Origin of the sequence: Roseateles amylovorans (assembly GCF_025398155.2) — a bacterium.
GTDB lineage: Bacteria > Pseudomonadota > Gammaproteobacteria > Burkholderiales > Burkholderiaceae_C > Roseateles > Roseateles amylovorans.
Genome location: NZ_CP104562.2, coordinates 3,314,458 through 3,341,067, shown reverse-complemented (window position 1 = coordinate 3,341,067; position 26,610 = coordinate 3,314,458). Strand labels below are relative to the sequence as shown.

29 protein-coding genes are annotated in these 26,610 nt (G+C 66.6%); 18 read left to right on the top strand and 11 right to left on the bottom strand.

All coding sequences use genetic code 11. The features are described 5' to 3' along the window. Positions 1-31: 31 nt before the first annotated feature. From N4261_RS13945 to N4261_RS13920, 6 genes are all read right to left on the bottom strand, one after another. Positions 32-358: a hypothetical protein gene (locus tag N4261_RS13945; protein WP_261755912.1), complete on the bottom strand. Its 327-nt coding sequence runs from the start codon at positions 356-358 to the stop codon at positions 32-34. Positions 359-368: 10 nt separating this feature from the next. Beyond that, on the bottom strand, positions 369-833 hold the full coding sequence (locus N4261_RS13940; protein WP_261755911.1) for an SMI1/KNR4 family protein: 465 nt from the start codon (positions 831-833) through the stop codon (positions 369-371). A gap of 173 nt (positions 834-1,006) precedes the next feature. Next, positions 1,007-1,384: a hypothetical protein gene (locus N4261_RS13935; RefSeq protein ID WP_261755910.1), complete on the bottom strand. Its 378-nt coding sequence runs from the start codon at positions 1,382-1,384 to the stop codon at positions 1,007-1,009. Positions 1,385-1,391: 7 nt separating this feature from the next. Beyond that, positions 1,392-2,294: a hypothetical protein gene (locus N4261_RS13930; protein WP_261755909.1), complete on the bottom strand. Its 903-nt coding sequence runs from the start codon at positions 2,292-2,294 to the stop codon at positions 1,392-1,394. Beyond that, a complete protein-coding gene (locus N4261_RS13925; protein ID WP_261755908.1) occupies positions 2,281-2,691 on the bottom strand; it encodes a hypothetical protein in 411 nt (136 codons plus the stop codon). Before N4261_RS13925 ends, N4261_RS13930 begins: the two co-directional genes overlap by 14 nt. 394 nt (positions 2,692-3,085) lie before the next feature. Beyond that, on the bottom strand, positions 3,086-3,610 hold the full coding sequence (locus N4261_RS13920; protein WP_261755907.1) for a hypothetical protein: 525 nt from the start codon (positions 3,608-3,610) through the stop codon (positions 3,086-3,088). Between the two features lie 420 nt (positions 3,611-4,030). On the opposite strand from N4261_RS13920, the gene N4261_RS13915 reads away from it, so the two are divergent. Continuing rightward, a complete protein-coding gene (locus N4261_RS13915; RefSeq protein ID WP_261755906.1) occupies positions 4,031-4,648 on the top strand; it encodes a hypothetical protein in 618 nt (205 codons plus the stop codon). Between the two features lie 16 nt (positions 4,649-4,664). On the opposite strand, the gene N4261_RS13910 is transcribed toward N4261_RS13915, so the two are convergent. Then, positions 4,665-5,258, bottom strand: coding sequence for a sterol desaturase family protein (locus N4261_RS13910; protein ID WP_261755905.1), 594 nt, complete (start codon positions 5,256-5,258; stop codon positions 4,665-4,667). Continuing rightward, a complete protein-coding gene (locus tag N4261_RS13905; RefSeq protein WP_261755904.1) occupies positions 5,255-5,452 on the bottom strand; it encodes a hypothetical protein in 198 nt (65 codons plus the stop codon). Before N4261_RS13905 ends, N4261_RS13910 begins: the two co-directional genes overlap by 4 nt. A gap of 283 nt (positions 5,453-5,735) precedes the next feature. Here N4261_RS13905 and N4261_RS13900 point away from each other — a divergent pair, with 283 nt between their 5' ends. Continuing rightward, positions 5,736-6,752 (top strand): Tll0287-like domain-containing protein, encoded by a 1,017-nt coding sequence (locus N4261_RS13900; protein ID WP_261755903.1) that lies wholly within the window; start codon positions 5,736-5,738, stop codon positions 6,750-6,752. Beyond that, positions 6,749-8,407, top strand: a complete 1,659-nt coding sequence (locus N4261_RS13895) for a serine/threonine-protein kinase (protein WP_261755902.1) — start codon at positions 6,749-6,751, stop codon at positions 8,405-8,407. The genes N4261_RS13900 and N4261_RS13895 overlap by 4 nt, the downstream gene beginning before the upstream one ends. A gap of 446 nt (positions 8,408-8,853) precedes the next feature. Here the strand turns inward: N4261_RS13895 and N4261_RS13890 are convergent, their stop codons facing one another. Continuing rightward, positions 8,854-9,372 (bottom strand): DUF4148 domain-containing protein, encoded by a 519-nt coding sequence (locus N4261_RS13890; RefSeq protein ID WP_261755901.1) that lies wholly within the window; start codon positions 9,370-9,372, stop codon positions 8,854-8,856. A gap of 56 nt (positions 9,373-9,428) precedes the next feature. Further along, positions 9,429-10,208, bottom strand: coding sequence for an alpha/beta fold hydrolase (locus tag N4261_RS13885; protein WP_261755900.1), 780 nt, complete (start codon positions 10,206-10,208; stop codon positions 9,429-9,431). Positions 10,209-10,544: 336 nt separating this feature from the next. Here N4261_RS13885 and N4261_RS13880 point away from each other — a divergent pair, with 336 nt between their 5' ends. The 6 genes from N4261_RS13880 (at position 10,545) to N4261_RS13855 (ending at position 18,852) form a co-directional block, all read left to right on the top strand. Next, positions 10,545-13,442, top strand: coding sequence for an ATP-binding protein (locus N4261_RS13880; protein WP_261755899.1), 2,898 nt, complete (start codon positions 10,545-10,547; stop codon positions 13,440-13,442). A gap of 163 nt (positions 13,443-13,605) precedes the next feature. Then, complete coding sequence (locus N4261_RS13875) at positions 13,606-14,313, top strand: response regulator transcription factor (protein ID WP_261755898.1); 708 nt, start codon at positions 13,606-13,608, stop codon at positions 14,311-14,313. Positions 14,314-14,495: 182 nt separating this feature from the next. Next, a complete protein-coding gene (locus N4261_RS13870) occupies positions 14,496-15,095 on the top strand; it encodes a sigma-70 family RNA polymerase sigma factor (protein WP_261755897.1) in 600 nt (199 codons plus the stop codon). Continuing rightward, entirely contained in the window at positions 15,092-15,856 is a 765-nt protein-coding gene (locus N4261_RS13865; RefSeq protein ID WP_261755896.1) for an anti-sigma factor, read from the top strand. The genes N4261_RS13870 and N4261_RS13865 overlap by 4 nt, the downstream gene beginning before the upstream one ends. 621 nt (positions 15,857-16,477) lie before the next feature. Then, positions 16,478-18,067, top strand: a complete 1,590-nt coding sequence (locus N4261_RS13860) for a GMC family oxidoreductase (protein ID WP_261755895.1) — start codon at positions 16,478-16,480, stop codon at positions 18,065-18,067. A 59-nt stretch (positions 18,068-18,126) separates the two neighbouring features. Continuing rightward, the gene (locus N4261_RS13855) at positions 18,127-18,852 is read left to right on the top strand and encodes a sigma-70 family RNA polymerase sigma factor (RefSeq protein WP_261755894.1); all 726 of its coding nucleotides are present in this window, start codon (positions 18,127-18,129) and stop codon (positions 18,850-18,852) included. A gap of 36 nt (positions 18,853-18,888) precedes the next feature. On the opposite strand, the gene N4261_RS13850 is transcribed toward N4261_RS13855, so the two are convergent. Beyond that, a complete protein-coding gene (locus tag N4261_RS13850; RefSeq protein ID WP_261755893.1) occupies positions 18,889-19,218 on the bottom strand; it encodes a nuclear transport factor 2 family protein in 330 nt (109 codons plus the stop codon). Positions 19,219-19,569: 351 nt separating this feature from the next. Between N4261_RS13850 and N4261_RS13845 the strand changes: the two genes are divergently transcribed. From N4261_RS13845 to tssE, 9 genes are all read left to right on the top strand, one after another. Continuing rightward, positions 19,570-20,067 (top strand): tetratricopeptide repeat protein, encoded by a 498-nt coding sequence (locus tag N4261_RS13845; protein WP_261755892.1) that lies wholly within the window; start codon positions 19,570-19,572, stop codon positions 20,065-20,067. Positions 20,068-20,239: 172 nt separating this feature from the next. Continuing rightward, entirely contained in the window at positions 20,240-21,382 is a 1,143-nt protein-coding gene (locus N4261_RS13840; protein ID WP_261755891.1) for a type VI secretion system protein TssA, read from the top strand. Positions 21,383-21,456: 74 nt separating this feature from the next. Beyond that, entirely contained in the window at positions 21,457-22,041 is a 585-nt protein-coding gene (gene tssB / locus N4261_RS13835) for a type VI secretion system contractile sheath small subunit (RefSeq protein WP_261755890.1), read from the top strand. Positions 22,042-22,066: 25 nt separating this feature from the next. Beyond that, positions 22,067-23,569, top strand: coding sequence for a type VI secretion system contractile sheath large subunit (gene tssC / locus N4261_RS13830; protein WP_261755889.1), 1,503 nt, complete (start codon positions 22,067-22,069; stop codon positions 23,567-23,569). A 136-nt stretch (positions 23,570-23,705) separates the two neighbouring features. Next, the gene (locus N4261_RS13825; protein ID WP_261755888.1) at positions 23,706-24,242 is read left to right on the top strand and encodes an Hcp family type VI secretion system effector; all 537 of its coding nucleotides are present in this window, start codon (positions 23,706-23,708) and stop codon (positions 24,240-24,242) included. Between the two features lie 9 nt (positions 24,243-24,251). After that, positions 24,252-24,782: an Hcp family type VI secretion system effector gene (locus tag N4261_RS13820; RefSeq protein WP_261755887.1), complete on the top strand. Its 531-nt coding sequence runs from the start codon at positions 24,252-24,254 to the stop codon at positions 24,780-24,782. 13 nt (positions 24,783-24,795) lie between these two features. After that, positions 24,796-25,308, top strand: a complete 513-nt coding sequence (locus N4261_RS13815) for a type VI secretion system tube protein Hcp (protein ID WP_261755886.1) — start codon at positions 24,796-24,798, stop codon at positions 25,306-25,308. Positions 25,309-25,318: 10 nt separating this feature from the next. Beyond that, a complete protein-coding gene (locus tag N4261_RS13810; protein WP_261755885.1) occupies positions 25,319-25,990 on the top strand; it encodes a type VI secretion system tube protein Hcp in 672 nt (223 codons plus the stop codon). Further along, on the top strand, positions 25,987-26,592 hold the full coding sequence (gene tssE / locus N4261_RS13805) for a type VI secretion system baseplate subunit TssE (RefSeq protein ID WP_261755884.1): 606 nt from the start codon (positions 25,987-25,989) through the stop codon (positions 26,590-26,592). The genes N4261_RS13810 and tssE overlap by 4 nt, the downstream gene beginning before the upstream one ends. Positions 26,593-26,610: the final 18 nt, after the last annotated feature.

Genomic DNA, 26,610 nt, shown 5'->3' with positions numbered 1-26,610 from the left:
CCAAACCTACTTGCTGCCCTGCGACCGTGGCTCATGGCATGGCTGCAACTGCGTCAGGGAAGTTTTGGTCTACGAAGGCCGCTGCAAATTCATTGGGGGCAATTACGGAACCACGGGTCGTCGCCATTTCAAGCTGCCCTTCCCACAGGGCCCGAATCTTGCCCGGCAACGATTCTGGCAGCACCATCTGAACACTGACGATTTGCTGCCATGTGCCCTTCATGCCGTAGGTCTCACCAAGCTTCGGCTCCATGCGTCGCAACACCTCAGCTTGGTCCGCCTCCAGTTTCCCAATCGCATCGAGCACATAACACTCCAACAGCCTGAGGAACGGCTTGCCAACATACCTGCTTGTCATAGCGAAGCTCTCAGATGAAGTCGGGGTTTGGCATCAATGAATCGATGAACGCATCCAAGCTGTTCGCAAGCTTCAATCGCATGCCGTTCTCGTGACGATACAACCATACTGACGCAGGCGTCTCACCGAGAGCGACATACACCTGGTTTCCTCCACCGTCCCGCCCAAGAGGCAGCATCCCACTACCCAGTAGTGACCCCCATCTTGCGTGTACATCTCTCACGTTCTCCACAGCAGGATTGGCAAGCGCATAGAAGCAATCTAGGTCAAATAGCCCATCCTCTGACTGCACGCCTTGCGGATAGCAACTCCCTACTTCTGGATGCCCCCCGTCAGCGTACCGGACAAGTTTTAGGTAGCTTGGTGGCAAGTCACCGCCAACCAACCGCCCGAGTTCGAGGAACTCCGCGGCATCACCGCCGAAGCCCGGGGTCGGCATGCCACCAACATTGATATTCAATCGACCGATGTCCATCTACTCACCTCTTCGGAGCGCCAGCGGGCCGTGCCCGCTCAGCGTACCCGCCCGCCGCTCCCGCCGGACTGACGAGTTGAGGCCGACCCCTGATCACGCCGCAGGCTCGCACCGGATGCCTTGACCAGGCTCACTTGGTCGGGAGCAGGTGCGTTGGGATCAATGACTCCAACCTACCGGGCTTCAAAGTCATCCGCATTGAGGGCAGTGATGTCTTCGTCGGTGAGAACTGTGACCTCTCCTGTTCTTGCATCGACCCGTGCAGCGAACAGCACCAGAGGCGGGACTGATGCTCGTCGATGGATGATCACCCGCTCCTTGCCTGTTTTCGGATCTGTTTTGCAAAGTACCTGACGACCGCCGATTTCTCTCCAGTACTCACCTGCATTCAACGGCTCTTTGTATGCGAGCGTGTACGACACCACCCAGTCACCTCCGTCTTGAGCCCCTCCTCGTGTCACGCTTGCGGCGAGCCAGTTTGGCCAAGTGCTTTGGGGATGTCGAGCGATGAACACTGTCTCACTCAGCGCTTGAGCATCATCGAATTTCATTCGCGAATCAGTTGAGCCCATACAAACGCATCCATTTCCTTTGTGCAATCTCGGTCGCGATTCGCGAGTCATCTGCCAGTCCGTGCTGCCCGAACGTATAGCGGGTCCCGTCATATCCCCAGATAGTGCTGCGCTCCTGACCGAGCGATGCAAGGAAGGGGCGATCTTGAGGGCCGGGCATCACAGAGTAGCCAAGCCGATGTGTGTGTCCAGAGAAGCGTCCGTATTCTCCGGCAAGCAAATCGGAATACATCTCCGGTGAAACCACCACATCACTACCGTCACCGCGAATAATCAAACGGCTCCCCTTGTTCGTGAACATGCTGTACTCATCGCCAGTGACTTTCCCGATTGCAACAAGGTCATTCATTGAGACATCCCGCTTGCGGAAGATAGCTGTACTGCCCGCTTCCGAGAGCTCAGTTTGGGTGGCGAGCTGCCGCTTCGTGAGTGAGTCCACGGGCAGCAACTCGGCCAGCTGGCCAGAGCGAGCGGTAGATATCACCTTAGGTGTATTGCCAAACGGCCGCAGCTCAGTCAGTTCGTCGATCAGCCCTGAGGACCTGGCGGCTACACCCGCGAGCACCACGCTTGGCGCCACAGTGTTCGTCACAACGCCAAGTGTCGCTTCAGTCCCAACCATCGACAGTTCAGTGAGTGGGACAAGGTTCCCCATGACCGCACCCCGGGCTCCGCCGCCCAGCCATCCGCCCCACGCAGCGACTTCAGCGTTCACCGCCATCGCGCCGCGCAGGAAAAGGCCCCCTGTGGCCAAGGTCAGCCCTCCGCCAACGCCCAGCTTCATGAAGTCGGTGACTGCCGTGTCGACACCCCTGAACGGGTTGCTTGGCGCGTTCTTGAAGTCTTCAACGGTGGGCGCGATGAAGGCTGCTGCATCACCAGTCTTCAATCTTCACAAAAGTGATATGCGATGCATCAAGGGAGCCCATTGCGACACAGGGCAACCCTCTGCACTCCCCGTTCCGGATATCAGGCCCGACACCACTTTCTGTGAAGTCAAGATCAGCCTCTGCTGCGGCGCCTTTCTTGAGCAACTCTTTTGCAGTATTCATTTGCCAGAATCCATTCAAATATATTCCAAACACACCGTTTTTTCGAATCGAGCCGCGCTCGCATTGCGCCCTATCACAGAGCGCATAACCGTGCTTTCTGTCTATCAATATGACGCGCCCCCCGCCGGCACTCCATACCCCGAAGGGGAGAGATTCATCATAATTAAATTTTGGCGAGTCGTGCTGCTTGCAAGAAGCAAGAAGCGCAAGAGCCATGATCAACACGAATTTCATCCACCACTCCCTTAGTTAAGACGGCCGGGAATTGGCCTTGTCCACTGAGATACTTGACGAGTAGGTGAATATCTCCCAGCGCCTGGACTCTCCACCCATGAATGACCAAGTGAGTTTTGCGCAGCGAAAGACCCCAACGTCATCATATTTCCAGCACTAAAGTACAAAGCTCCATTGTTCGCCACAACATGGATGCCGGTTGAAAACGTTCCCACAACATCCCCGACGTGAAAACCATCCCACGCCCCCTTCAATCCGTCGACCGCACCAAAACTCAATACTTGTATCTTGTTGGTGTTGCGCCGTCAGGTATTGTTACCCCATATTTTCGCAATATACTCAGTTGTTTTTTGGTTTCATTTTATAAATATTTTCCGGCCGTCCCACTAAAAAGCTATCTGGTGCCATCTGAATCCGGTCCAAAGACTCTGGATCGACCTTCTTTGGCACTCATAGATTCGGTTAAAAGCTCTTTGCCAGGGAGCCTCTTGGCTTCGTCCAATGTCGGCTGCCTGAACGAGTTGTAATCCAGCATCTGGCTGCTCGCCCAAGTCCCTGCGACGGCCGCGCTGGCCGATTCTGCGATCCTCGCCGCCGTGGCGCCAAACCCCTGCATCGCATCGCCGACTGCCCTGCCTGCGTAGTACCCGGCGCCGCCCGCCACCGTGGACGCGCCGACCTCGCGCCAGTTCCACTGGCCTTGGACTGCCAAACTCACTGCCGAGCCCATGCCGGCCTTGAGCATCGCACTGCCCGCTTTGCCGGTCTCAATCAAGCTGCCGACCCCCGTTCCGTTCAAGATGCCGCCGGAGCTCGCAGCAGCACTGAGCGCTGAGCCCACGCCTGCCGTGATGCCGGCAGATAGCGCGGACTGCCCCACCGCTTTCCAGCTGAACTGGGCGAAATTGCCCGTGGCCATGCCAACGACCTGACTGGCGTTCCCCCAGCGCGACGCCCATCGCCGACGGATCCAATCGCTTCGATGGCACTGTAGCCGTCCGGCGCTCCTGGGATTTCTCCCCTCCCTAACTCGGCGCCGCGCTGATGGCTTCCTGCGGGGTGCGCTCGTACTCTGGAAGAGCCGCCTGTTGCGATGCTATGCGTTTAACTCGGCTTGCCCCGACCCAGCAAGGGATCTCCATAAGGATTGGGTCGGTCAGACGTGACAACAAGCCGGTGGCGACTTCATCCGAGCGTTCAACAACATCGTTCCGACCGCCTTGACGGCTGGAGGCTCCCGGACGCATTGCGCTCGCTGGCGTTGAGGTCTTGCACGAGGTCCCGATCCTTGTGCCTATGTTGTCCGCCACAAGGCCAACCACCAGCGAGAATCCCCCGAATGATCTGGCTGCACGCTCTGCTGGTGATCTGCGGTTTCGGCGTCGCCATGATGCTGCGCCCCTGGCGCATGCATCTGCGCGACGGTCCGCCCTGGCCGTGGCTGCTCTGGTGCCTGGCCCTCCCGCCCCTCTGGAGCGCGGACCGATTGACCGAGGTCTCACTGGTGCAGCCCTGGTCCGGCGTCTACCTGCTCACCCTGATGGCCGGTTGGCCGTTGACGGTGCTGGCGGTGCTGCCAGTGACCGCCATGGCGGCCGTCCTGGGTCACCTGTCTCTGGAAGAGGCGTTGCAGCGCGCCGTCTGGCTCGGGCTGATGCCCGCCACCCTGACCCTCGCGCTGGGCGCTGCGGTGCGAAGCCTGTTGCCGCAGCATTTGATGGTCTACATCCTGGGGCGCGGATTCATGTCGACCTTCCTGGCCGGGGTGGTGTCCGGGGCCGCCGCGTTGCTGCTGACCGGCGGGTCCGCAGCGCTCAGCGATACCGACCTGATGTTGGGCCGTGGGTTGAGCGCCTGGGGAGAAGCCATGTTGACGGGCATGTTGACCGCCGTCCTCGTGGCGTTTCGGCCCGACTGGCTGTGCACCTATTCGGATCGGCTGTATCTGCCACGGTGAACCGGAGCCGAACGCGTCACCGCACGTCTGCGCTCCCGAACACCCGGTCCCAAAACCCGCTGGTCACACCGTAGCAGCCTCGGTGGAGGTGGTGATGCCGCGCATGCCAGGCCTTGCGCCGCCGCAGCCACCCGGCTCGGGCGCGCCAGTGGTGCGTCGCATGGTGCGTGACCGTGAACCCCAGGTAGCCCACCAGCATCCCCAGCGTCCACGCACTGGCGGGCCACACCCCGCCCCAGTGCATGACCGGCAGGAACACCAACAGCGCAAACAGGCCGGCGCTCAGCACCGTCGGCGTGTAGATCAGTGCGGTCGGCATCGCGTGGTGGGCCGCATGCCAGTGGCGAAACGGCGCCATGCCATGCAGGACAAAGCGATGCAGGCCGTACTCGACGAGCGTCCATCCCAGCAGCCCCGCCGCCGCCAGCCCGCTGGTCTGCCACCATGGCGTCGGCGGACTGTGCAGTGCCAGTGCAACCAGCAGCGCCACCACGGCGCCGAGGTACACCGCGACATCGGCACGGTAGGCCCAGACGCCATGCGCCAGGGTGAACCACCGCGTCATCCGTACCGAGCCGGCCACCATTGGCGACAAGTCGGAGACCGTCACGCAGCTCCACCGGCGGCCGAGGCGACCGGTTTGCGCCGCTTGGCGCCGCCGGCGCTCCCGCTGGACTGAGCGGCTCGCCACCGTGCTGCGTCGGCCAGCTTCAGCTCGGTCAGCTTGGCACTGGCGGACGGTCCTCCCGCCTGCGCCGCAGTGAACTGCGCATTCGACGCAATCTTCAATCGATGGTTCTTCATGACGTGCTTTCCCGCGCGCGCATGACCCCGAAACGTCGAGGCCGGATGCGCGCCCGACCGCTTTTAGCTCGCCCACGACCAACCGTCTGTCCGCCAGCGCACCCACCGCGGCACTCAGCGATCCCCGTCTCGGGACGACGCGCTCAGAGGACGGCCAAGGCGACCTGCCGGTCGGCGTTACAAATTTCTCCAGCGCCAGATGCGTCCGCCAGACGTCTGCTTCCGTAAATCCTGGTGACGACGACCGCCAGGGTCGCCACGACGATCAGCCGAGACAGAACCCATGAGCGGAACCGACACCTCCACCGGGCGCACCGGAACCCCCACCGGATCGCGGTCCGGGTCCGGCAGCGCGCCGCACTCCGGCCAACGCCGCTCCACCCGCAGCGTCGCGGGCGCCCTGCCCTGGTACCGGCTGCCCCACTTGAGCCTGTTGCTGAAGTTCAACTTGATCTTCCTGGTGGTGTTCACCATCGGCCTGACCGTCACCGGCGTGCTCGCGCGCGAATGGCTGCAGGCCGGCGCGCAGGAGCAGGTGGCCGACCGCGCGCGTCTGTTGATGCAAAGTGCCGATGCCGTCAACCGCTACACCGCGGATCATGTCCGCCCGCTGCTGGAGGGCCAACTGCGCGAGCGCTTCGTGCCCGAGGCGGTGCCTGCGTTCTCGGCCCATGAAGTGCTGGCCACCCTGTCCAAAGCCTACGAGGACTACAGCTACAAGGCCGCGATGCTCAATCCCACCAATCCGCGCAACCGCGCCGTCGGTTGGGAGGCGGACGTGATCTCGCAGTTCGCGCGCCGTCCCGCCTTGACCGAGTTCGTCGGCCGCCGCGATATTCCCGGCGGCGAGGCGCTCTACATCGCCAAGCCGATCCGCATCGCCAACGCCGCCTGCCTGGGTTGCCATGCCTCGCCGCAGACGGCACCACCCACGCTGGTCGCGCGTTACGGCCCTTCCAACGGCTTCGGCTGGCGACTCAATGAGACGCTCGGCGTGGAGGTGGTCACTGTGCCGATGACGCTGCCGCTGAAGCAGGCCTCGCAGACCTTCTGGCTGGTGATGGGCGCGCTCACCATGGCCTTCTTCCTGACGGGGGCGGCGCTCAACCTGATGCTGTGGCATTTGGTGATCCGTCCAGTGATGCACCTCGCGCAGATCGCGGACCGCGTCTCCCTGGGCGAGGACGCCCCGGACTTCGAGGTCCGCTCCGACGACGAAATCGGCGTGCTGGCCGCGTCCTTCGGCCGCATGCGGCGCAGCCTGGACCAGGCCATGGCGATGCTGGAGCGCGGGGCATGACGGCCGTCGCCCCCCCTGACGCCGGACTTCCGGCACGGATCGGCAAGTACCTGGTCCGCGGACGTCTCGGCGAAGGCGCCATGGGCGTCGTGTACCGCGCCTTCGACCCGCATATCCAGCGCGAGGTGGCAGTGAAGGTCATCCGCCGCCCTGTCGAGGACCTCGCCGGGCCCATTGCTGCGGACATTGCCGCGGACGCGTCGCGCGCGGACTCTCCGGCGGCGCGATTCCGCAACGAGGCGCGTGCCGTCGGCCGCATTGCCCATCCGGGCGTCGTGACCATCCACGACTTCGGCGAGGTCGCGCCCGCGCAGGCCGCCACCGCCGGCCCGCGCGGCGCCGTCGGAACGACCCTGGGGGGCTACGCCTACCTCGTGATGGAGCTCGTCGACGGTCGCGGGCTCGATCAGCTGCTCAAGCGCGACATGCCGACACCGCCGCTCACCTGGTCCCTGGGTGTGATGGACCAGTTGCTGGATGCGCTCACCTGCGCGCACGGCCAGGGCGTCTGGCACCGCGACATCAAGCCGGGCAATCTGCTCATCACCCGCGACGGCCGTGTCAAGCTGACCGACTTCGGCATTGCGCGTCTTGCCGACCGGCACCTGACGCAAGCGGTCTCCCAGATCGGCACGCCGGGCTACATGGCACCAGAGCAATACCTCGGCGGACCGATTGACCACCGCGCAGACCTCTTTGCGTGCGGCGTGCTGCTGTACCGTCTCGCGTCCGGCCGCATGCCGTTCAGCGGCGCGCCCGAGGCGGTCATGTACCAGACGCTCCATCAGGATCCGCCAGCGCCGAGCGCCTGGCGCCCCGGCGAATTGCCGACCGCGATCGACGCGATCGTGCGGCGCGCGATGGCCCGAGCGCCGCAGGACCGATTCACCGATGCGGCGGCGATGCGTGCCGCGTTGGCAGCGCTCGGCGCGCCGCAGCTGGACCACCCGGCCGGCATGGACGATCGCACGCGGGTGCTGACGCACGCCGGCGGCGCGGCCTTCGCATCGACCGTGGTCATGCCGTCGCGCGCCGGGACGGCCGGCCACGCCGTCAGGGTCGCCGGGACCGGTGGCGCCGCGACCGGATCGACCGGCAACGCCTCGACCGGCGGGCTCGATGCCACCCTGGTGTCCCAGGTCGAGCGCGCGCTCGCCACCCATATCGGGCCGCTGGCCCGGCACCTCGTGTCTCGGGACCTCGCGCGCAGTGGCAGTGTCGAGGACCTGTCGCGCTCCCTCGCTCGGCACATCGCGGACGCACCGGAGCGTGAGCAGTTCATCGCCACCACCGCCGCGCTGGCGGCTGCCGCCAACAGCGCAGGTGCGAGCCCCGAGCGCGCCACCTCCGGCGCAGGCACCGTGCGCCGCACGATGCTGGTCGATGCATTCCCCGCGCAGCAAATTCAGCTCGCGAAGTCGATCGACGGCAGTGGTGGCCCGTGCGAAGAAGCCGAGCCGCTCAATGACGCCTACCTGCGGGGTGTCACCGAAGCGCTTGCGCCGCGGATCGGTCCGATTGCACGGCTGCTGGTGCAACAGGCGGCGTCGGACGTCGGCGACCGGGACGGATTCCTGCGCCGACTGGCGCAGCAGCTCCCCGAGGGGTATCTCGTCGACACCGATCGGGCGTCCAGCCTTGATCCAGGCCGCTGACCTCCGGGCGAGCCGCATCATCCCGCTCACTCGGCTGATGACCACGCAGTGATGGCGCTTCAGCGGATCGAGCACATCGAACCCGGGCGGGCCCTGAGGTTCTGCCGACGCCATGCGAGAGGCGGGCAGACATCCAATCCGACAGAACGTCCGTATGTCTCACCGCCACAGATTGGCCGACGTGCCGACGGCTCGCAATGAAAGTGAAAGGAATCAGGATGTCCCCACCGTCGGAGGTGGCGCTGCGGGCGCGGATGTCGCCATGGGGCGCCACGAAGGCGCCCCAGTCGCACACGTTTGAAACCGGCGGCACGCTGTCCGGACGGCTTGACGTCGCCAGCAGCGGTGCCGCCCCGCGGGTTACCTGGAACGGGCCCGGCCGCGCGTTGCGGACCGGGCCGGTCCTTCTGCCCGGCCGGCGTGCCGGTCCGGGCATGAGACCACGCTCAGCTCCCACGCGACGGACGCGCGGGCTGGGCGATGCGGTCAGCCGTCTGCATCACGAGGAAGGCATATCGGTCACTCTGACGGAGCGCGGCATAGCGCTCACGCGCAGCGGCCAGCGCGGCGGTGTCGTGGCCTTGTTCCAGCGCCACGCGTTCCGCTTCGGCCAGACCGGACTCCTGGTAGATCTTGAGATCGGCCAGCACTTCGGCCCGCGTCAGCGGCGCGGGGGCCGCCGTGGAACGTCGTGTCAGCGCGGCATAGCGGTCGCGCGCAGCGCGCAGGCCATTCATCTCGTAGCCTTGCTCGAGCTGAATGCGCTCGGCGGCGGCCAGGCCCGACGCCTGGTAGGCCTTGAGGTCGGCCACCACTTGGGCGCGCGTCAGCGTCGACGGCGCGCTGTACCGGTCTGCGGGGTCGACCCGCGGGTAGTGGTCGGCGCGGGCGGCGGAGCTGCCGAAGGCTGCCAGGCCAACGGCCAGTGCAAGCGCAATTCGATTCAGGGTGTATGAGCGGTTCATGGAAATCTCCAGGTGCGGTGGGTGGGTCATCACGGGTGGAAGGATCCGGCGGGCGGTCACTTCGGCTGAACCTTGGCCGCGGCGATGATCGCGGCGGCGACTTCATTCGGCTTCGACAGCTGCGGCACATGACCGGCTTGCAGACGCACCGTCTTCGCCGAGATCTTCCGGGCGCTGTCCACTTGCTGGGCGGGCTGGATCATCAGGTCCTGGTCGGACACGACGAACCAGGACGGCTTGGTGCGCCATGCCGCAGCGGTCACCTTCTCTTCGAAGTTCTGGCCACGGATCGGGCCCTGCGTGGCGGCGATCAGCCGGGTCTGCGACAGCGGCAGGTCCTGAGCGAAGTGCTTGGTGATGCCCTCGAAGGACAGCGAGAAGAAGCCCTCCTTGTCGCTCACCACATGGGAGAGGCCGCTCGGCGCCGGATATTCCTTGTTCAAGTCGGCCACGGATTGACCTTCGGACGGCGCAAAGGCCGCGACATAGACCAGCGACTTCACCCGCGGGTGGTTGCCGATCTCGGTGATCACCATGCCGCCCCAGGAGTGGCCGACCAGCACCACCGGTCCGGTCTGGGCGTCCAGGGCCCGGCGAGTGGCTGCGACGTCGTCAGCCAGCGATGTCAAGGGGTTGTTCACGCCAACGACCTCGATGCCTTGGTCCTGCAACTTGGAGATGACCCCGTTCCACGAGGCCCCGTTGTCGAAGGCCCCGTGGACGACCACCACGGTGGTCTTTCCCACCGGGGTGGATGCGGCGGCGGGCTCGGTGCCGACGATGGCCGCAAAGCTGAGGGTGGCGATCAGGAACGGCAGTTTGATGGTGGGCTTCATTTGAATCTCCGGGTTCAGTGGGTTGGGAAATGTCAGGCCACGGATGCAGCCTGTGATCCGAACTTTCCGCTTCCCGGCCCTTTTCGGCATCGCTCCCGTGGACGGTCATCGAGTCAACATTGGCCAGACCCGATGGACATCCAAGGAGGTGGCCAGATCCTGCCCAAAAGGGGTAGGCGGAGCGCCAGCGCTTAAATTGCCACCGTCACTGCTTCGGCCGATCGCCCGCACCTGCAACTGCCCTTGCCCCTGCCCTTCCCCCTCCGCCTGCCCTCTCCGCCTGCGGCCAGGCCAGCTCCGGGCACCGACCCGAGCCCTTGTCACCGACCCCATTCCATGAGCACGCTCCCTGCCAACGCCTTGCCCTCGCCGCCTGCGCCAGACGCCGGACTGGGCAGCCTCGACCCCGGCTTGCTGCGCTTTGGCGAGTTTGAAATCTGCCCCGCCCGTCGCACCCTGACCCGCGACGGGGAGCCGATGCGGTTGGGCAGCCGATCGTTCGATTTGCTGGTGGCGCTCTGTCAGCGTCCCGGAGAGATCCTCTCCAACCAGGACCTCATGGCCGCGGCCTGGCCGAATCGGGTGGTGGACGAAGGTGGCGTGCGGGTCCAGATCGCCGCGCTGCGCAAGGCACTCGGCGATGGCCAGGATGGCCGCCGCTTCATCACGAACGTGCCACTGCGGGGTTACTGCTTCGTCGCCGCCGTGACCGCGCCCGACGCCGACACGGCGCCCGGCGGCCTTCGTTCCGTGCCCGCGCACCCGCCGGTGCCGCGCCCGGTGGCCTCGCGCATTGGCGCCCTGCCATCCGCGCTGACGCCGCTGGTCGGCCGGGAGCGCGACGTCGACCTGGTGACCCTTCGTCTGCTGGAGCGGCCCTGCGTGACCTTGGTGGGGCCCGGCGGCATTGGCAAGACGAGCGTGGCCCGCGCGGTGGCGCAGCGGCTCAGCCAGCGGGAGGGCTTCGACGTGCTGTTCGTCGAGCTCGCCAGTCTCGCCACCGCCGCCCGGACGCCGATGGCCATTGCATCGACGCTCGGCATCATGGCCTCCGACACCGATCCGCTGCCTGCCATCGCCGCCGCCTTGCGCAGCCAGCCGCTGATGCTGCTGGTGCTGGACAACTGCGAACACGTCATCGACGGCGCGGCCTCCACCATCGACTATCTGCTGGCCCATGCGCCGAATGTGCGTGTGCTGTGCACGAGCCGGGAATCCCTGCGCATCGAGGGCGAGTGGGTGCAGGGGCTCGAACCGCTGGCCCTGCCCCCGGCCAACCTGGCCCATGTCGACGAGGCGCTGCGCTATCCGGCGGTCAGCCTGTTTGTGGAGCGCGCCAACGCGACGGCCAGGGGCTTCCAGTTGGGCGACGGCGAGGTTTCGCTGGTCTCGAGCATCTGCCGCAGCCTGGACGGCATTCCGCTCGCGATCGAACTGGCCGCTGCCGCCGTCGACATCGTCGGCCTGGATGGCCTGGTCGATCGGCTGGGCATCCGGCTCGCGCTGCTCGGACGGGGCCGGCGCACGGCAGCACCGCGCCAGCAGACCATGCGGGCCACACTCGACTGGAGCTACCACCTGCTGTCCGCCGACGAACAGTCGATGCTGGCCGCCTTCTCCATCTTCAAGGGCCAGTTTTCCTACGCCGCCGCCTGTGCGGTGACGGGCCGGTCGAAGGAAGCGGTCGACGTCGGTCTGAGCGGGCTGGTCAGCAAATCGTTGCTGAGCACGGATCGAAGCAGCAACCCGCTGCGCTACCAGTTGCTCGAAATCACCAGGGAGTACGCCGCCGAACGGCTGGCGGCGGGCGACGATGCGCCACTCGTCGCCTTGCGGCATGCGCACTTCCTCCGCGACCTGCTGAGAACGCGGGTCGACGCGCCGCCGCAGGGCCAGCCCCAGCCGACCCCGCGGGTGTGCGAACCCGCCCGCTGGATCGACGATGTGCGCCAGGCCATCCAGTGGGCGCTGTCAGACCCGCAAACGCAGACGCAGGCGCTGGGCATCTCGATCGCGGCCCGCGCCGCGCCGCTGTATTTTTCGCTGTCGATGCTGGCGGAGTTCCGTGAGCTGGCGGAGCGCGCGCTCGAGATGATCGACGCGGTCGACTCCCGCATCGACAGTGACGCCGAAGACGAGATGCATCTGTGCGAGGGGCTGGGCCATGCGCTCTGGCACACCCGGGCGGACACCGGCGCGATGGCGACCGCCTTTCGCCGCGCACTGGTGATTGCGGAGCAACGGCAGGCAACGACCTCCCGCATGCGCTGCCTCTGGGGCTTGTGGCTGGTCTGCAATGCCACCGGCGACTACGCCGGGTCGCGCGCCTTGGCCGAGCGGTTCGGAGAGATCGAGGCCACCGCCACCGACGCCTCCGCCCGGCTGAGCCACGCGCGCATGATGGCGCTCGGCCTGCATCTGGATGGTGACCAGGACCGGGCTGCGACCTTTGCGCGCCTGATTCTCGACCAGCCTCCGGCCATCAACCTGGCCGCCGGCATGGGCCTGTTCCAGTTCGACCAGCGCGTGGCGGCCCTGGCGGTCACCGCCCGTATCCAGTGGATGCAAGGTCGACCCGATGCGGCGCTCGCCTCTGCGGCCGAGGCCGTCAGGGAGGCTGTGTCGCTCGACCATGCCCTGTCGCTGTGCTATGCGATTGCGATCGGCGCGGCGCCGGTGGCGATGTGGTGCGGCGATCTGGCGCTCGCCCGCGTCTGGACCGATCTGCTGCGCCAGCGTTCACAAGCCAATTCGCTGCACTTCTGGCGCGCGTTCGGCGACACCTATCAGCAGCTTCTGGACCTGGAGGACGGGAGATCGGTCCCCGGCGACGTCTTCCCCAAGCCCGACACCGACACCATGCTGCGGGAGACGCTGTGCACCGTGCGACCTTCGCTGGCGGATGATTTCGTGTTGGGCCGCGCGCGACGGGGCGAGTCCGGATGGTGTCATCCCGAACTGTTGCGCGTGGCTGGCGAGCGGCATCTGGCGGCCGGCGACGTGCAGGCCGGTGCGGCCGCCATCAAAAAGGGCATTGACGTTTCCCGGCGCCAGGGCGCCATTTCCTGGGAACTTCGCTGTGCCATGAGCCTGGTGCGTTGGAGCCCGTTGCTGGGCGACGAAGCGGCGCATCGATCTGAACTTCGTGCCGTGTTCACCCGGTTTCACGAGGGATTCGCCACCCGCGACCTGTGCCAGGCGGCGCAGTTGCTGCAACCGTCCGACCCGCGGTGAATCCGCGCGGGCCAAACCCCGGCGGATGGACCGCCGCCGCACAGGGGCGCAGCGTGTTCTCTCAACGCTTAACAACGCTGAACTGGAGCCGCGAGGTCCGGGCGGCCATGATGAGATCCAAGACGAGCCCGGTCGGCCGTCTCATCCCCATCAAGGAGTGGCCATGAACAGCAACTTTGAATCCGCCCGTCGCATCCGCGTCCTGGTCCTGTACAACGAATCCATCGTCGCCGCAGGGCTTTGCGCCGCTCTGGCGCAGCAGCCTGACCTGGAGCTCCACGATGGCGCTCAGGCCGATGCCAGCGGCGGTGCGTTCGATGTCGTCGTGTGCGACTACGAGACCGGCATGGCCCTGGCCCAGGAAGACGGCCAACGCCCGGGCAAGCCCGGGGCAGAGCCGCCTGCGCTGATCCTCACCTCCTTGTCCAGCGAAGCCGCGGTGGTGCAGGCGATGGCGCGTGGGGTGCAGGGCTATGTGCTGCTCGGCGGCGCGTTGGAAGAACTCCTGAGCGGCATCCGGGAACTGGCCCGCGGCAAGCGCTACATGAGTCAGGCCGTTGCACACCGCATTGTGGAAAGCATGGGGCGGGAGTCCTTGACCCTGCGAGAGACCGAAGTGCTCCAGTTGCTCGGGCGCGGGCAATGCAACAAGTCCATCGCACGCGACATGGACATCTCGCTGGGGACGGTGAAGACCCATGTGAAGGCGGTGATGGCGAAGCTGGGCGCCGATAGCCGGATGCACGCCGTGACCGTCGCGGCGCACCGGGGTCTGATTGCGCTGGTCGACGATGCCGCCGTGCCTCCGACCGCGCCACGCTCGGGCCGGCGCGTCCTGGCCACGCCAGTCCAAGCGTCTCAGTACGAATGACGGCCGACGTGCGTCTTGATCGACGGTGCCGATGGCGCCCTACCTGGAACGGATGTTCTCGGGTCCATGCGGACCTGACCTGATCGCCCGCAGGGCTGCCTCCCGCGAACCACCTTTTCAATTCCAACCCGTCACCCCGTCATCTCGTCACCCCGTCATCTCGGCAACCTGATCCAGCCCTCATGCACACCAGTGATCTCGCCGCGCCGACCGAGTCGGCCGATCCCCTTCGTCTCCTGATGGCCCGCGTCGCCCTGCGGGACCGTGCCGCCTTCGAGCGCCTGTATCGCGCCACCTCATCGCACCTGTACTCGATTGCCCTGCGCGTGCTGCGGGACGAGGGCCGCGCCGACGAGGTGTTGCAGGAGGCGTATGTCAGTGTCTGGCAGAAAGCCGGCAGTTACCAGTCTGACGCGGCCACGCCGATGACCTGGATGATCAACATCGTGCGCAACCGCGCGATCGATGCGCTGCGCGCGGGTCGCCATCAACGCGACACCACGGTCGAGCTGAACGACGAAGCCATGGATGTGGCTGCCGAGGCAGCTGGCGAGCCGCAAGCCCTGTTCGACGCGAGTCTGGTGAAGGCGCACCTGGACGACTGCATGCTGGGCCTGCCGCCGGCGCAGCGACAAGCCCTTGCACTCGCCTACTATCGCGGCATGGTGCATACCGAGATCGCCGAGATGCTTCACACCCCGTTGGGCACGATCAAGAGCTGGGTCCGTCGCGGACTCGAGCAGTTGAAGTCCTGCCTGGACCGTGCGGGGGTGCGCCAATGAACTACCTCCGTCCTGATCGACTGGATCCGCTCGCCCGCGACTATGCGGCGGGCACGCTGACGGGCGGCGCACGCCGTCGCTTTGAATCGCTGATGCGCGAATCGGCCGCAGTCCGGCTCGCCGTGGAGGTCTGGCAGCAGCGGTTGTCCACCTTGGAGGCCGCCACGCCGCCGGTGGCACCGCCGGTCGGCAACTGGGCCGGCGTCCAGCGCCGGCTGTTCCCCGATTCGCCGCAATTGGCCCCGCCTGCGGCGACTCGCAGCGGTTGGTGGCGCTGGCTGGTGCCGGGCGGCGCGCGCGGCGTGGCCGCAGTGTCGGGCTGGGCAGTTGTCGGCGCCCTGGCCGGCGCGCTGTCCTGTGTGGCCGTGCTGCGCAGTACGCCGGGCTGGATGGACACCTTGCAGGCCAACCAGGCCACCCCCGCCAGCTATGTGGGCCTGCTGCATGACGCCAAGGGACAGCCGACCCTGGTGGCGAACTCCCGTCGCCACGGCACACTGATGACGGTGCGCCTGCTGCAGCCGCTGCCGGTACCCGCCGGTCAGGTGGCACGGCTGTGGGCCCTTCCCGATCACGGCGCGCCGATCCTGCTGGCTGCCCTGCCTGTGACAGGCACGACGCAAGCCTCGCTCGGTGACACCTCGGAGCGGCTGTTCAAGTCGGTGCGACGCCTCGCCGTCAGCATTGAACCCGCCACCACCGCGCCCACCCGTCCACTCACGCCGTTCGTCTGGGAAGGCGATTGCGTGAAGGTCTGGTGATCGGCTGACCTCCCGGCCTGGCCTCGAAGCATCGAGGTCAAGGGTCGGGAGTCGGGAGTCGGGAGTCCATGGGCGGCGCGTGACTCGGAACGGGCACGCTCGTTGATGTCCGCGTCGGGCTCACGCAAGCGCTCGATGCCGACCTCGGCAGCGTGACTGTCCAGAGCGCCTGACGCCGTCTCGTTCGCAGCGGCCGATTCGCGCCTGCGCACCTGCGACGCGTAGCGACGGCCTCACGGCCGCCCCATGGCGCGGCCCGTTGTCGCCGACCGAGGCGCATGCATGGCATGGCCTGGGTCGAATGGATCCGGCTGGATCAGTCTGGATCGGGCTGATGGTCGATGTCATCGGCATTCGGAGGCATTGGGCCGTCGTCGGCCCCCGTCGCGCAGTCGCGTGCCGGCCGGAGCTGTCTTGCTCCGAATGCGGCGCTTGGATGCCACGCGCTCCAGGGCCGAAAGGCCGTCCTGGATGCTGGAAATGCCCCAGCCCGTGACGCTGGAACAGTTTTGCTGATTCGTGCAATTTAGATGGATTTGGTATATTTGAAACCTGCGCGAAAAACCCCGGCTCTGTGAATCACGCGCTCCCTGCCCCTCCACCCACCTTTGAATGCACCCCATGGCTCAGACACCCAACGCCTCCATCCGTCGCCCCCTCGCGGACGACGCCAGTGACACCCACTTCGATTTCATCGTCTGCGGCGCCGGCACGTCCGGCTCCGTGGTCGCCGGCCGTCTGGCGGCGAATCCGGACGTCCGCGTGCTGCTCATCGAAGCAGGCGGCGACGACGATCATCCCGAGGTGATGGAACCGGGCCAGTGGCCGCTCAACCTCGGCTCCGAGCGGGACTGGAACTTCAGCGGCACGCCCAACCCGCACCTCAACAACCGCAGCATTCCGCTCAACATGGGTCGCACGCTCGGCGGCGGCTCCAGCATCAATGTGATGGTCTGGGCCCGCGGCCACCAGAACGACTGGGAAGACTTCGCCCTGGCCAGCGGCAACGAAGCCTGGAGCTATCAATCGGTGCTGAAGATCTATCAGCGCGTCGAGGACTACTGGGGCGCACCGGATCCGCTGCGGCGCGGTGAGTCGGGCCCGGTCCACGTGGCCTCGGCAGAACGCCCGCAGCCCGTGGCGGTGGCCCTGCTCGAGGCCGCCCGGCAGATCGGCATCCCGACCTTCGACAGCCCCAACGGCGCCATGATGGAAGGACGCGGCGGCGCCGCCATCAACGACCTCATCGTCAAGCAGGGACGTCGGCAGTCGATCTACCGCGCCTATGTGCATCCGCGCCGCGGCCAGGCGAATCTGACGGTGCTCACCGACACCCAGGTCAGCCGCCTGGTGTGGTCGGGCAAACGGGTGGTCGGCGTCGACGTCGTCCGCCAAGGACGCCTGGAACGTTTCACCGCCGACCGCGAGGTCATCCTGTCACTGGGCGCCGTCAACACGCCGAAGGTGCTGATGCAATCGGGCATCGGCCCGGAGGCGGAACTCGCCCGGCACGGCATCCCGGTCATCCAGCATCTGCCCGGCGTCGGTGCCAACCATCAGGATCATGTGTCGTTCGCGGCCATCTTCGAATACGAACGTCCACAGGAAGTCGGTCACGGCGGTTCCGAGGCCACGCTGTACTGGTCGAGTGACAGCACCATGCGTCTGCCCGACATGTTCCATTGCCAGGTCGAGTTCCCGGTCCCGAGCGCCGAGAACGCCAGCCTCGGCGTGCCCGAACACGGATGGACCATGTTCGCGGGGTTGGCCCATCCGAAGAGTCGCGGTCAGGTCAGCCTGTCGGGCCCCGAGGTCACCGACGCGCCGATCATCCAGGCCGGCACCCTGTCCCATCCGGACGACCTGCGATGCGCGCTCGACAACATCCGTCTGGTGCAGGCGCTCGGCGCTCAGGACGCCTTCAAGGGTCTGGTCAAGCGCGAAAGCCTGCCCGGCCAGCTCTCCGGTGCCGCGCTGGAGAACTACGTGAGGAATGCTGCCGTCACCTACTGGCATCAGTCCTGCACCGCCAAGATGGGGCTTGATGACATGTCCGTGGTGGACGGGTCGCTGAAGGTCTATGGCGTCGAGGGCCTGCGCATTGCCGATGCCTCGGTCATGCCGCACATCACCAGCGGCAACACCATGGCCCCGTGCGTCGTCATCGGAGAACGTGCTGTCGACGAGATCCGTGCCGCCTACGGGCTCTGAACGATCTCATTTCCCGAGGCGCCGACCCGCTTGCGGGTCGGCATTGCATGCGAGCGCTCATGACCGATTTCGCCGACGGCACGCCGGACCTGCGGCCTGACCTGGCCGAACCCAGTGGCTCGGACCTTCTGCGCCACCTGTTGGCCCGCGTCGTCCAGCGTGACCGCGACGCCTTCGAAAGGATCTATCACGCCACCTCGGCGCACCTTTTCTCGATCGCCTTGCGGGTGCTGCGGGACGAGCAACGCGCCGACGAGGTGCTGCAGGACGCCTACGTCAGCATCTGGCAGCGGGCCGACAGCTACCGCTCGGACGTTGCCTCGCCGATGACATGGATGATCAATGTCGTCCGCAACCGCGCCATCGACGCCCTGCGATCGAGCCGACGCGAACGCGACTGCCTCGTCGAGTTGGACGAGGAGATGCTCAAGGCGACTGCCGCCGATCCCAGCGGCGATCCCTATGCGCTGCTGGACGCCAGTCTGATGAAGGCCCGCCTGGATCGCTGCATGCTCCAGCTGGCGTCCACCCAGCGTCAGGCCTTGGCACTGGCCTATTACCGCGGCCTGGTGCACACCGAAATCGCCGACCTGCTCGACACCCCGCTGGGCACGGTGAAGAGCCGCCTGCGTGGTGGGTTGGAGCAACTCCGGTCGTGTCTGGACGCTGCGGGGACGCACGCGCTGAATGCGTCGAACACGCTGAATGCGCCCAAGGCGCCGCGCGTCCCCGCCTCACGCAGCGCCTTCAGCTCGGCCGCACCGACGCCCTGGTGCCACCGATAACCCGCCCGCGGCGGCCGTTCAGTTGAAGATCGAAGCTCATGCCGTGATTTCCAGCGAGGCGATCAGGTCCCCTTCCAGTTGGAAGCGATAGCGCAGATCGACGGGACTGCCCGGAAAATTCCCCTCCACGCGGCCGGTCACCACGATCATCCCGTCGTCATGGGCCAAGCCGGTCGGCGTCGTCGTGTAGGTGAACCTGGCCTGGGCAGCGGCTTTCCAGGACTGGATGGCCCCGCGGCCGACGAATGTTCTCTTCTCATCCTTCACGGTGGCGTGTTCGGTGAAGCATCGGGCCACGGCTTCGGGGCCTTGCCGGTCGGCCGCGAAGTACGCGGCAATCATGCGCGGAAGAGTGGGTGCGGTCATGGTCAAACTCCTGAAGTGACTGGCAGTGAGGCCACAGCATGGGCCCGGCGCAGACCTGCGTGAATCCTCTAGAGTCGGCATAGGCTATTTAGCAGGCCGTACACAATGCGCGGCGCAGACTTCACCGAGTGGACGGCGTTCGCTGCCTGGGTGAGACGGTCAAGCTCAGCACGGCCCGACCGACGCGTCACGTCATGCACGTCACGACGATTCCGCGCCGTTACAAATAGTTCCACCTCCAATTGCATCCGTGGGCGGGGTGACCCCGTAGATCCTCATGTCGGCGATCACAGCCCTCTGCCGCAACCAGCGGCTGACGGCCTCGCCACCTGAGATCGAAAGGACCTACCCATGAACCGCAAACTCTCCTTCGCCCTGGCCATCGCCTTGAGCGCCTTCTGCCTGCAAGTCACCCTGGCCGCCGACAGTGGGCCCGCCACCCCGCCGGCGGCCGCTCAGGCGGACAGCTCGCTCGACAAGGCCCGCCAGTACATCGCCGCCCGCCAATGGGATGCCGCGCTGAGCGAACTCAAGCGCGTCGATGCCCGCCGCAATGCCGATTGGAACAACCTGATGGGCTACACGCTGCGCAAGAGCAGCACGCCCGATCTGACGGCCTCGGAGCGCTACTACGACGCCGCCCTGCGCATCGACCCCCATCACCGCAACGCGCTCGAGTACTCCGGCGAGCTGTATCTGATGAAGGGCGATCTGGCCCGCGCCCAGTCGCGCCTGTCGACCCTCGCGACCGAGTGCGCCGCCCGATGCGAGCAGTACGTCGACCTGCGTGCGGCGATTGATCGCTACCTGGCCAACGGCAACAAGTACACGCCGAAGGGCGAATGGTGATCTTGGCGCGGACCGCGCCGAGCGGGCGTCCCTCGCGATAGGAACTTGAGAGAGACGCCTCGATCGGCGTCCACCTCAGACGCCCGCGGCCCTCGTCGGGCGCCCTCGCCCTCGCCATCTCCGCAGCCCTCGCCGCCTCAGCCGCCGCGACCCCTCACGCCCATCCGAGACCATGTTCGACCAACCGTCCAATCCGACCGCCGCGACCTTCGCCCCCCCGCTCGGTGCGCCATCCCCTGAGGACTGGGTCGAATGGATCCGTCCGCTTGACGCTGACGCCCCAGGCGGACCGAACCTGGAGTACGAGCCCGCGTTCGCCGCGCTGATGGACGCGCTGCGAGGCCGTCCGGAAACCCAGTTCGCACCTGCCCAGCCGCCGGACTGGCCGTTGACCCGGCAGCTCGCTACGGACCTGCTGCCACGCACCCGTGACCTGAGGATTGCCGTGGCGTGGGCGCGTGCGAGCGTGGCCTGCGACGGTCTGTCCGTCCTGCCGGCCGCGCTGGCGCTGCTGGCCGAGCTGCTCGATCAGGCCTGGGACGGCCTGCATCCCCTGCCCGACGCGGAGGATGAAGAGGCCTTCGCCCGGCAGGGACAGCTCGTGGACCTGGACACGGTACGCGGCCTGCTGGGGGACTTGCGCCATGCCCCGCTGCATCGCGATCGCCGCTTGCCGGCGCTCCGGTTGCGCGATGTCCAGGTGGCGCTTGATCGACTCCCGCTCCGCGAGGGCGACGAGCGCTTCGACACCGAGCAGCTGCAGCGCTTCTTCGGCGACGAGCCTGCCCTGTGCGTCGCCTTGCGCTCACAGGTTGAGGCCGCCTCCGGCGCACTCGGCCAGCTGAGGCAGGCATGGACACGGCGTTTCGGCGCCGATGCGGGCGTCCGCCTCAAGGAGATCGGCCTGGCCATCGGCGACCTCCAGGGATTGCTGCCGGACGTCGATCGTTCCGTCACGGACGGCGCGCCGTCGGCCGATGACGGCCAGGTCGTGACCTCTCCCGACGGATCGATGGAGGACAGCGATCTGACCGGCCACGCCGGCAGCCCCGGCGACCTCGGCGCCGGGGCCTCGCACCACGCGGGTCCGCGCTCGATCCGGACACGGTCCGATGCGCTCGCGGGTCTGCGCCAGATCCGCGAGTTCCTGGAACGCACCGAACCCACCAACCCCGCGCAGCTGATGCTGCGCCGCGCGGAGCAGCTCATCGACAAGGATTTCTTTGCGCTGGTGCGAGAGATCGCCCCGGGCGGCATCGCCGACGCTGCCCGCATCCTCGGCTTGCAGGAGGACGCGCTCGATGCCTCGGCATGAGCACGTCCCGCTCCCTTAGCCCTGTTCCCTGTTCCCAATCCCCGTTCCCCCTCACCGCCCCTACTGGAGACCCCATGGGAAGCAGTCAGAAATTCATCGGCCGCAATCGCGCGCCGCGTGTACAGATCGAATACGACGTCGAACTCTACGGCGCCGAGAAGAAGGTCCAATTGCCCTTCGTGATGGGCGTGCTGTCCGACCTGGCCGGCCGTCCCGAGGCGCCGCTTCCCCCTGTGGCGGAGCGTCGCTTCCTTGAGTTCGACATCGACAACTTCGACCAGCGCATGAAGGCGATGAAGCCGCGCGCCGCGTTCACTGTGCCCAACACCCTGACCGGGGACGGCCTGCTGCCGGTGGACCTCACCTTCGAAAGCATGGACGACTTCTCGCCTGCGGCCGTGGCCGAGCGGGTGGACGGCCTGCGTCCGTTGCTCGAGGCGCGCCGCCAACTGAGCAACCTGCTGACCTACATGGATGGCAAGGACGGTGCCGAAGCGTTGATCGCCCGCGTGCTGCGGGATCCCGCGCTGCTGCAGGTGCTGGCCGCTGCACCCCGACCCGGCGCCGTCGGCGCTTCGTCGGGTGCCGACACCCCAGACACCGACCCCGGCGACGCACATCCGCTCGGCGCGCCGTCAGACGACGGGACCGCTCGCTGAGCGCCGCCCAACAGAGGATATTCCCATGATGGACGCCATCCGCTCCGCTTCTCCCGCCACCAGCCCGCTGGCCGGCATCACCCATGACGGCAGCGACTTCGCTGCACTGCTGGACAAGGCCTTCAAGCCCAAGTCCGACGAGGCCCGCCTCCAGATGGAGGGCGCCGTGCGCACGCTCGCGCAGCACGCCCTGTCGCAGGTCGCCCTGATCGGCACCGACACGGTCAGCCGCATTGAATCGATGATCGGCGAGCTCGACCGCAAGCTCTCCGAGCAGGTCAACCTGGTCCTGCATCACGAGGATTTCCAGCGGCTGGAGTCGGCTTGGCGCGGCCTGCAGTACCTGGTCAATAACACCGAGACCGATGAGCAGCTCAAGATCCGCGTGATGCCGATGGGCAAGCAGGAACTCGGTCGCATGCTCAAGCGCTACAAGGGCGCGGCCTGGGACCAGTCGCCGCTGTTCAAGAAGATCTATGAAGAGGAATACGGTCAGTTCGGCGGCGAGCCCTTCGGCGCGCTGGTCGGCGACTACCACTTCGACCACTCGCCGATGGATGTCGAGCTGCTGGGCGAGATGGCCAAGGTCGCCGCTGCCGCGCATGCGCCGTTCATTGCCGCCGCCTCGCCGGCGGTGATGCAGATGGAATCCTGGCGCGAGCTGGCCAACCCCCGCGACCTGACCAAGATCTTCACCACGCCCGAATACGCCGCCTGGCGCTCGCTGCGCGAGAGCGAGGACGCGCGCTACCTGGCGCTGTGCATGCCGCGTTTCCTCGGTCGGCTGCCCTACGGTGCCCGCACCCACCCGATCGACGAATTCGACTTCGAGGAGGACACCGGCGGCGAGCACCAGGACACCTACACTTGGTGCAATGCCGCTTACGCGATGGCGGTCAACATCAACCGCGCCTTCAAGCTGCACGGGTGGTGTTCGCAGATTCGGGGCATCGAGTCCGGCGGTGCGGTCCAGAACCTGCCCACCCACACCTTCCCGACCGACGATGGCGGCGTCGACATGAAATGTCCGACCGAGATCGCGATCTCCGACCGACGTGAAGCCGAGCTCTCTCGCAACGGCTTCATGGCGATGGTCCATCGCAAGAACTCCGATGTGGCGGCCTTCATCGGCGGACAGTCGCTGCAAAAGCCGGCCGAATACGACGATGCTGATGCCACGGCCAATGCCGCCCTGGCGGCGCGGCTGCCCTACCTGTTCGCTTGCAATCGCTTTGCCCACTACCTGAAGTGCATGGTGCGCGACAAGGTGGGCTCCTTCAAGACCCGCGAGGCCATGGAGCGCTGGCTCAACGACTGGATCCTGCGCTACGTCGACGGCGATCCGGACAACAGCACCGAGCAGACCAAGGCCGAGCGACCGCTCGCTGCGGCACAGGTCGTGCTTGAGGATGTCGAGGGCGCGCCGGGCTATTACCAGGCGAAGTTCTTCCTGAAGCCGCACTACCAGCTCGAGGGCCTGTCCATCTCGCTGAGGCTGGTCTCGCGTCTGCCGTCGGAGCGCCAGTGATCCGCGGCGGCTGACCCACCCGCGGCGCGCACAGCGCCGAACGGCCGGAAGCCGCCTCCCCCCCTCTTCATCGGTCCCCGCCTCCGCGGGGCCTTCCCGGCGTTCGTCCGTACGACGCCGATTTCCGGAGTGATCCATGCCAGGAAACGCATTCATCAAGTTCGAGAAGACCGACGGCGGCAACGCCCCCGGCGAGTCGCAGCAGCTCAGCCACCTCGGCACCGCCGGGTGGATCGAGATTGGCGACTGGAGCTGGGACGTCGACGCCGAGGCCAGCCACCTCAAGGGCACCGGCGCCGCGGTCGGCAAACCCAACCCCGGAGTGCTCACCTTCTCGCACTACTACGACAAGTCCTCGCCGGTGCTGCTGCAGTACATCGTCAAGGGCACCCACTTCAAGATGGCCACCATCGACCTGCTCAAGCAGACCGGGCAGGAAGAGCCCGAGCTGTACTTCCAGCTCGTCGCCAAGGATGTCTTCATCACCAAGGTGGGCAGCAAGGGCGGCGAGGACGGCTCGGTGACCCAGGACGTCGAGTTCGTCTTCAAGCAGATCGCCGTGGGCTACAAGCGCCAGAAGAACGACGGCAAGCTCGACAGCGCCCTTTTCTTCCGCTGGAACATCGCCGAGATGACCCAGCAGACCCCCGACATCAAGCTGAGCATCAAGTAAGGATCCCCCATGTCAGGCAATAGCTTCATCAACTTCGGCAAGGCCGACGTGCCCCAGGGCGAATCGATGCAGAAGGGCCACCACGGCGACGACGGCTGGATCGAGATCTCGGACTGGAGCTGGGAGGTCGAGTCCGACCACAGTGTCACCAAAGGCACCGGGGCGGCCGTCGGCAAGCCCAAGCCCGGCTCGCTGTCCATCACCCACTATTTCGACACCTCGTCGCCGGCGATCCTGGCCAAGATCGTCGCGGGCAAGCACTTCCCGACCATCACCATCGAAATGCTGAAGTCCACGGGCGCCGTCGATGGCCCGCAGGCCTACTTCCAGGTCAAGGTCAGCGACGCCTACGTCACCAAGGTGGCCACCAAGGGTGCAGAGGACGGCTCGCTGAACCAGGACGTGGAGTTCGTCTTCAAGGAGATCTTCATCGGCTACAAGCCGCAGAAGAACGACGGCAAGCTCGACACCACCACCAGCTTCGAATGGAGCGTGAAGGACATGAAGACCTCCACCGCCATTTCCGGCAAGCTGGCCTGAGGGCGCGGCCGTCATGTCCCTGCCCGTCGCCTTTCTCGACTTCGCCTGCCTGGGCCGTCCCGCGCTGGGGGAAAGCCGCGTGCAGGGCTTCGAGGACCAGATCGCGCTGCAGGCCCTGGCCTGGTCTGCGAGCGCGGTCCATCTCGCGTCCAACGCCGGCCGCGAGCGGACCGAACTCCGCCCGGGCCACGTCACGGTGTCCAAGTACCTGGACCGCAGCAGCATGCTGCTGTATCGCTGCGCCACCGAGTCGAAGCGTTACGACCGGGCGCGCATCACCGTCATCGACCCGGCGCTGTCCAGCCGCGACAAGCCGCCGGTGCCGATGCTGACGCTGGAGCTGCTGGGCGGCACGCTGGTCCGGGTGGCCACCCGCACCGAGGACACCGCCCATGCCAAGCCCATCCTGGAAGAACTGACCCTGTCGTTCAAGGACCTGCGCCTGCGCTACTACCCGCTGGACGCCTCCACCCTGCGACGGCCCACGCCGACCACCGCCGCGCTGCACAGCAGCCGCTACGACTGAGGAGACCGACATGACGCAACACGCGCGCCTGTACATGTACGCCGTCGGCGATGGCGGTCCGATCGCCGGGGAATCCCGCGTGCCCGCCATGCGGGATTGGATCGAACTGGAGGACTGGCAATGGAGCCTGGACGCCGACGGCGACGCCGGGCGCGCGCCGGAACCGTCGGTGTTGTCGATCAGCAAACGCATGGACCGGTCCAGCATGCCGCTCCTCTCGGCGATGGACCGCGGCATGCCGATGGTCGTCACCCTGTGCATGGAAGACGCGGCGCAGGAACTGATGTCGCTGTCGATCAAGCTGCGTCAGGCCCGTGTGACGCGCTATTCACTGGAACTCCGGAATGAGGACGCGAGCGTCTGCGTGATGGAGCACTGGGAGCTGGACTACCGCGAGGCAGCGTTCGAATACCGCGAGGACCGCCGCTCCGGTGTGACCTCCAGCTCGGTCAAGCGCCTGGTGGGCGCCTCGACCGCGTCACCGGCCTCGGGCGGCGGCGGCGGTGCGGGTGCGGTGTCCCACGGCGCTGGCGTCGCGGGCACGCCAGGCGCCGCGCCGGCGGTCGCCAGTTCGGGCACGGCGGCGGCCCCGCGCGAGTTCGCGCTGCGCGATATGGAGACGATGTGGCGCGACTTGCAATCGCCTCATTCACCCGCTGGCTCGCCGGGGCTGAAGCGATGAATGCTCGCCAACGCAACGACCGGCTGAAGCCGTCGCTGCTCGACCGGCTGATCGGCGCCGGCGCCGGCGTCGGCGTACCCGAAGGTGGCCGCGCGGGCGACGGCGAGACGCCGTCGTTGGACACGTCCGCCGCCGGGGCGGTCAGTCGCCGCCAGTTGCGCGAATCGGTGGCGCGGGACCTGATCTGGCTGCTGAACGCGACGCGACTGGAGACGCCCGCTGACGACGGGCCGGGGTCTGAGATGACCGCCAGCGCTGACGCGCGGCGGGCGGCGTGGTCGGCCGCGCCGCTGGCGCGTGCGTCGGTCCTCAATTTCGGCCTGCCCGCGATGACCGGTCGCTCGCAGTCGTCGCTGGATCGGCGGCGCCTGCAGCGCGATCTCGTCGAGGCGATCCAGCGCTTCGAGCCGCGCATCCTGCCGGCGTCGCTGGAGGTGTCGCTCGAGGCCGACGGCAGTATGGGGCCGCGCGGCGCGCACCGCCCGCTGCGCCTGGTCATCCAGGGGCAGTTGCGGCACGACCCGGTGCCGCTGACCCTGTGGATGGCGGCCGAGTTGGACCTCGACACCGGCCATGCGCGTTTGCGTGACCTGCGCGGCTGATCGGCCGAGCGGTTGAGA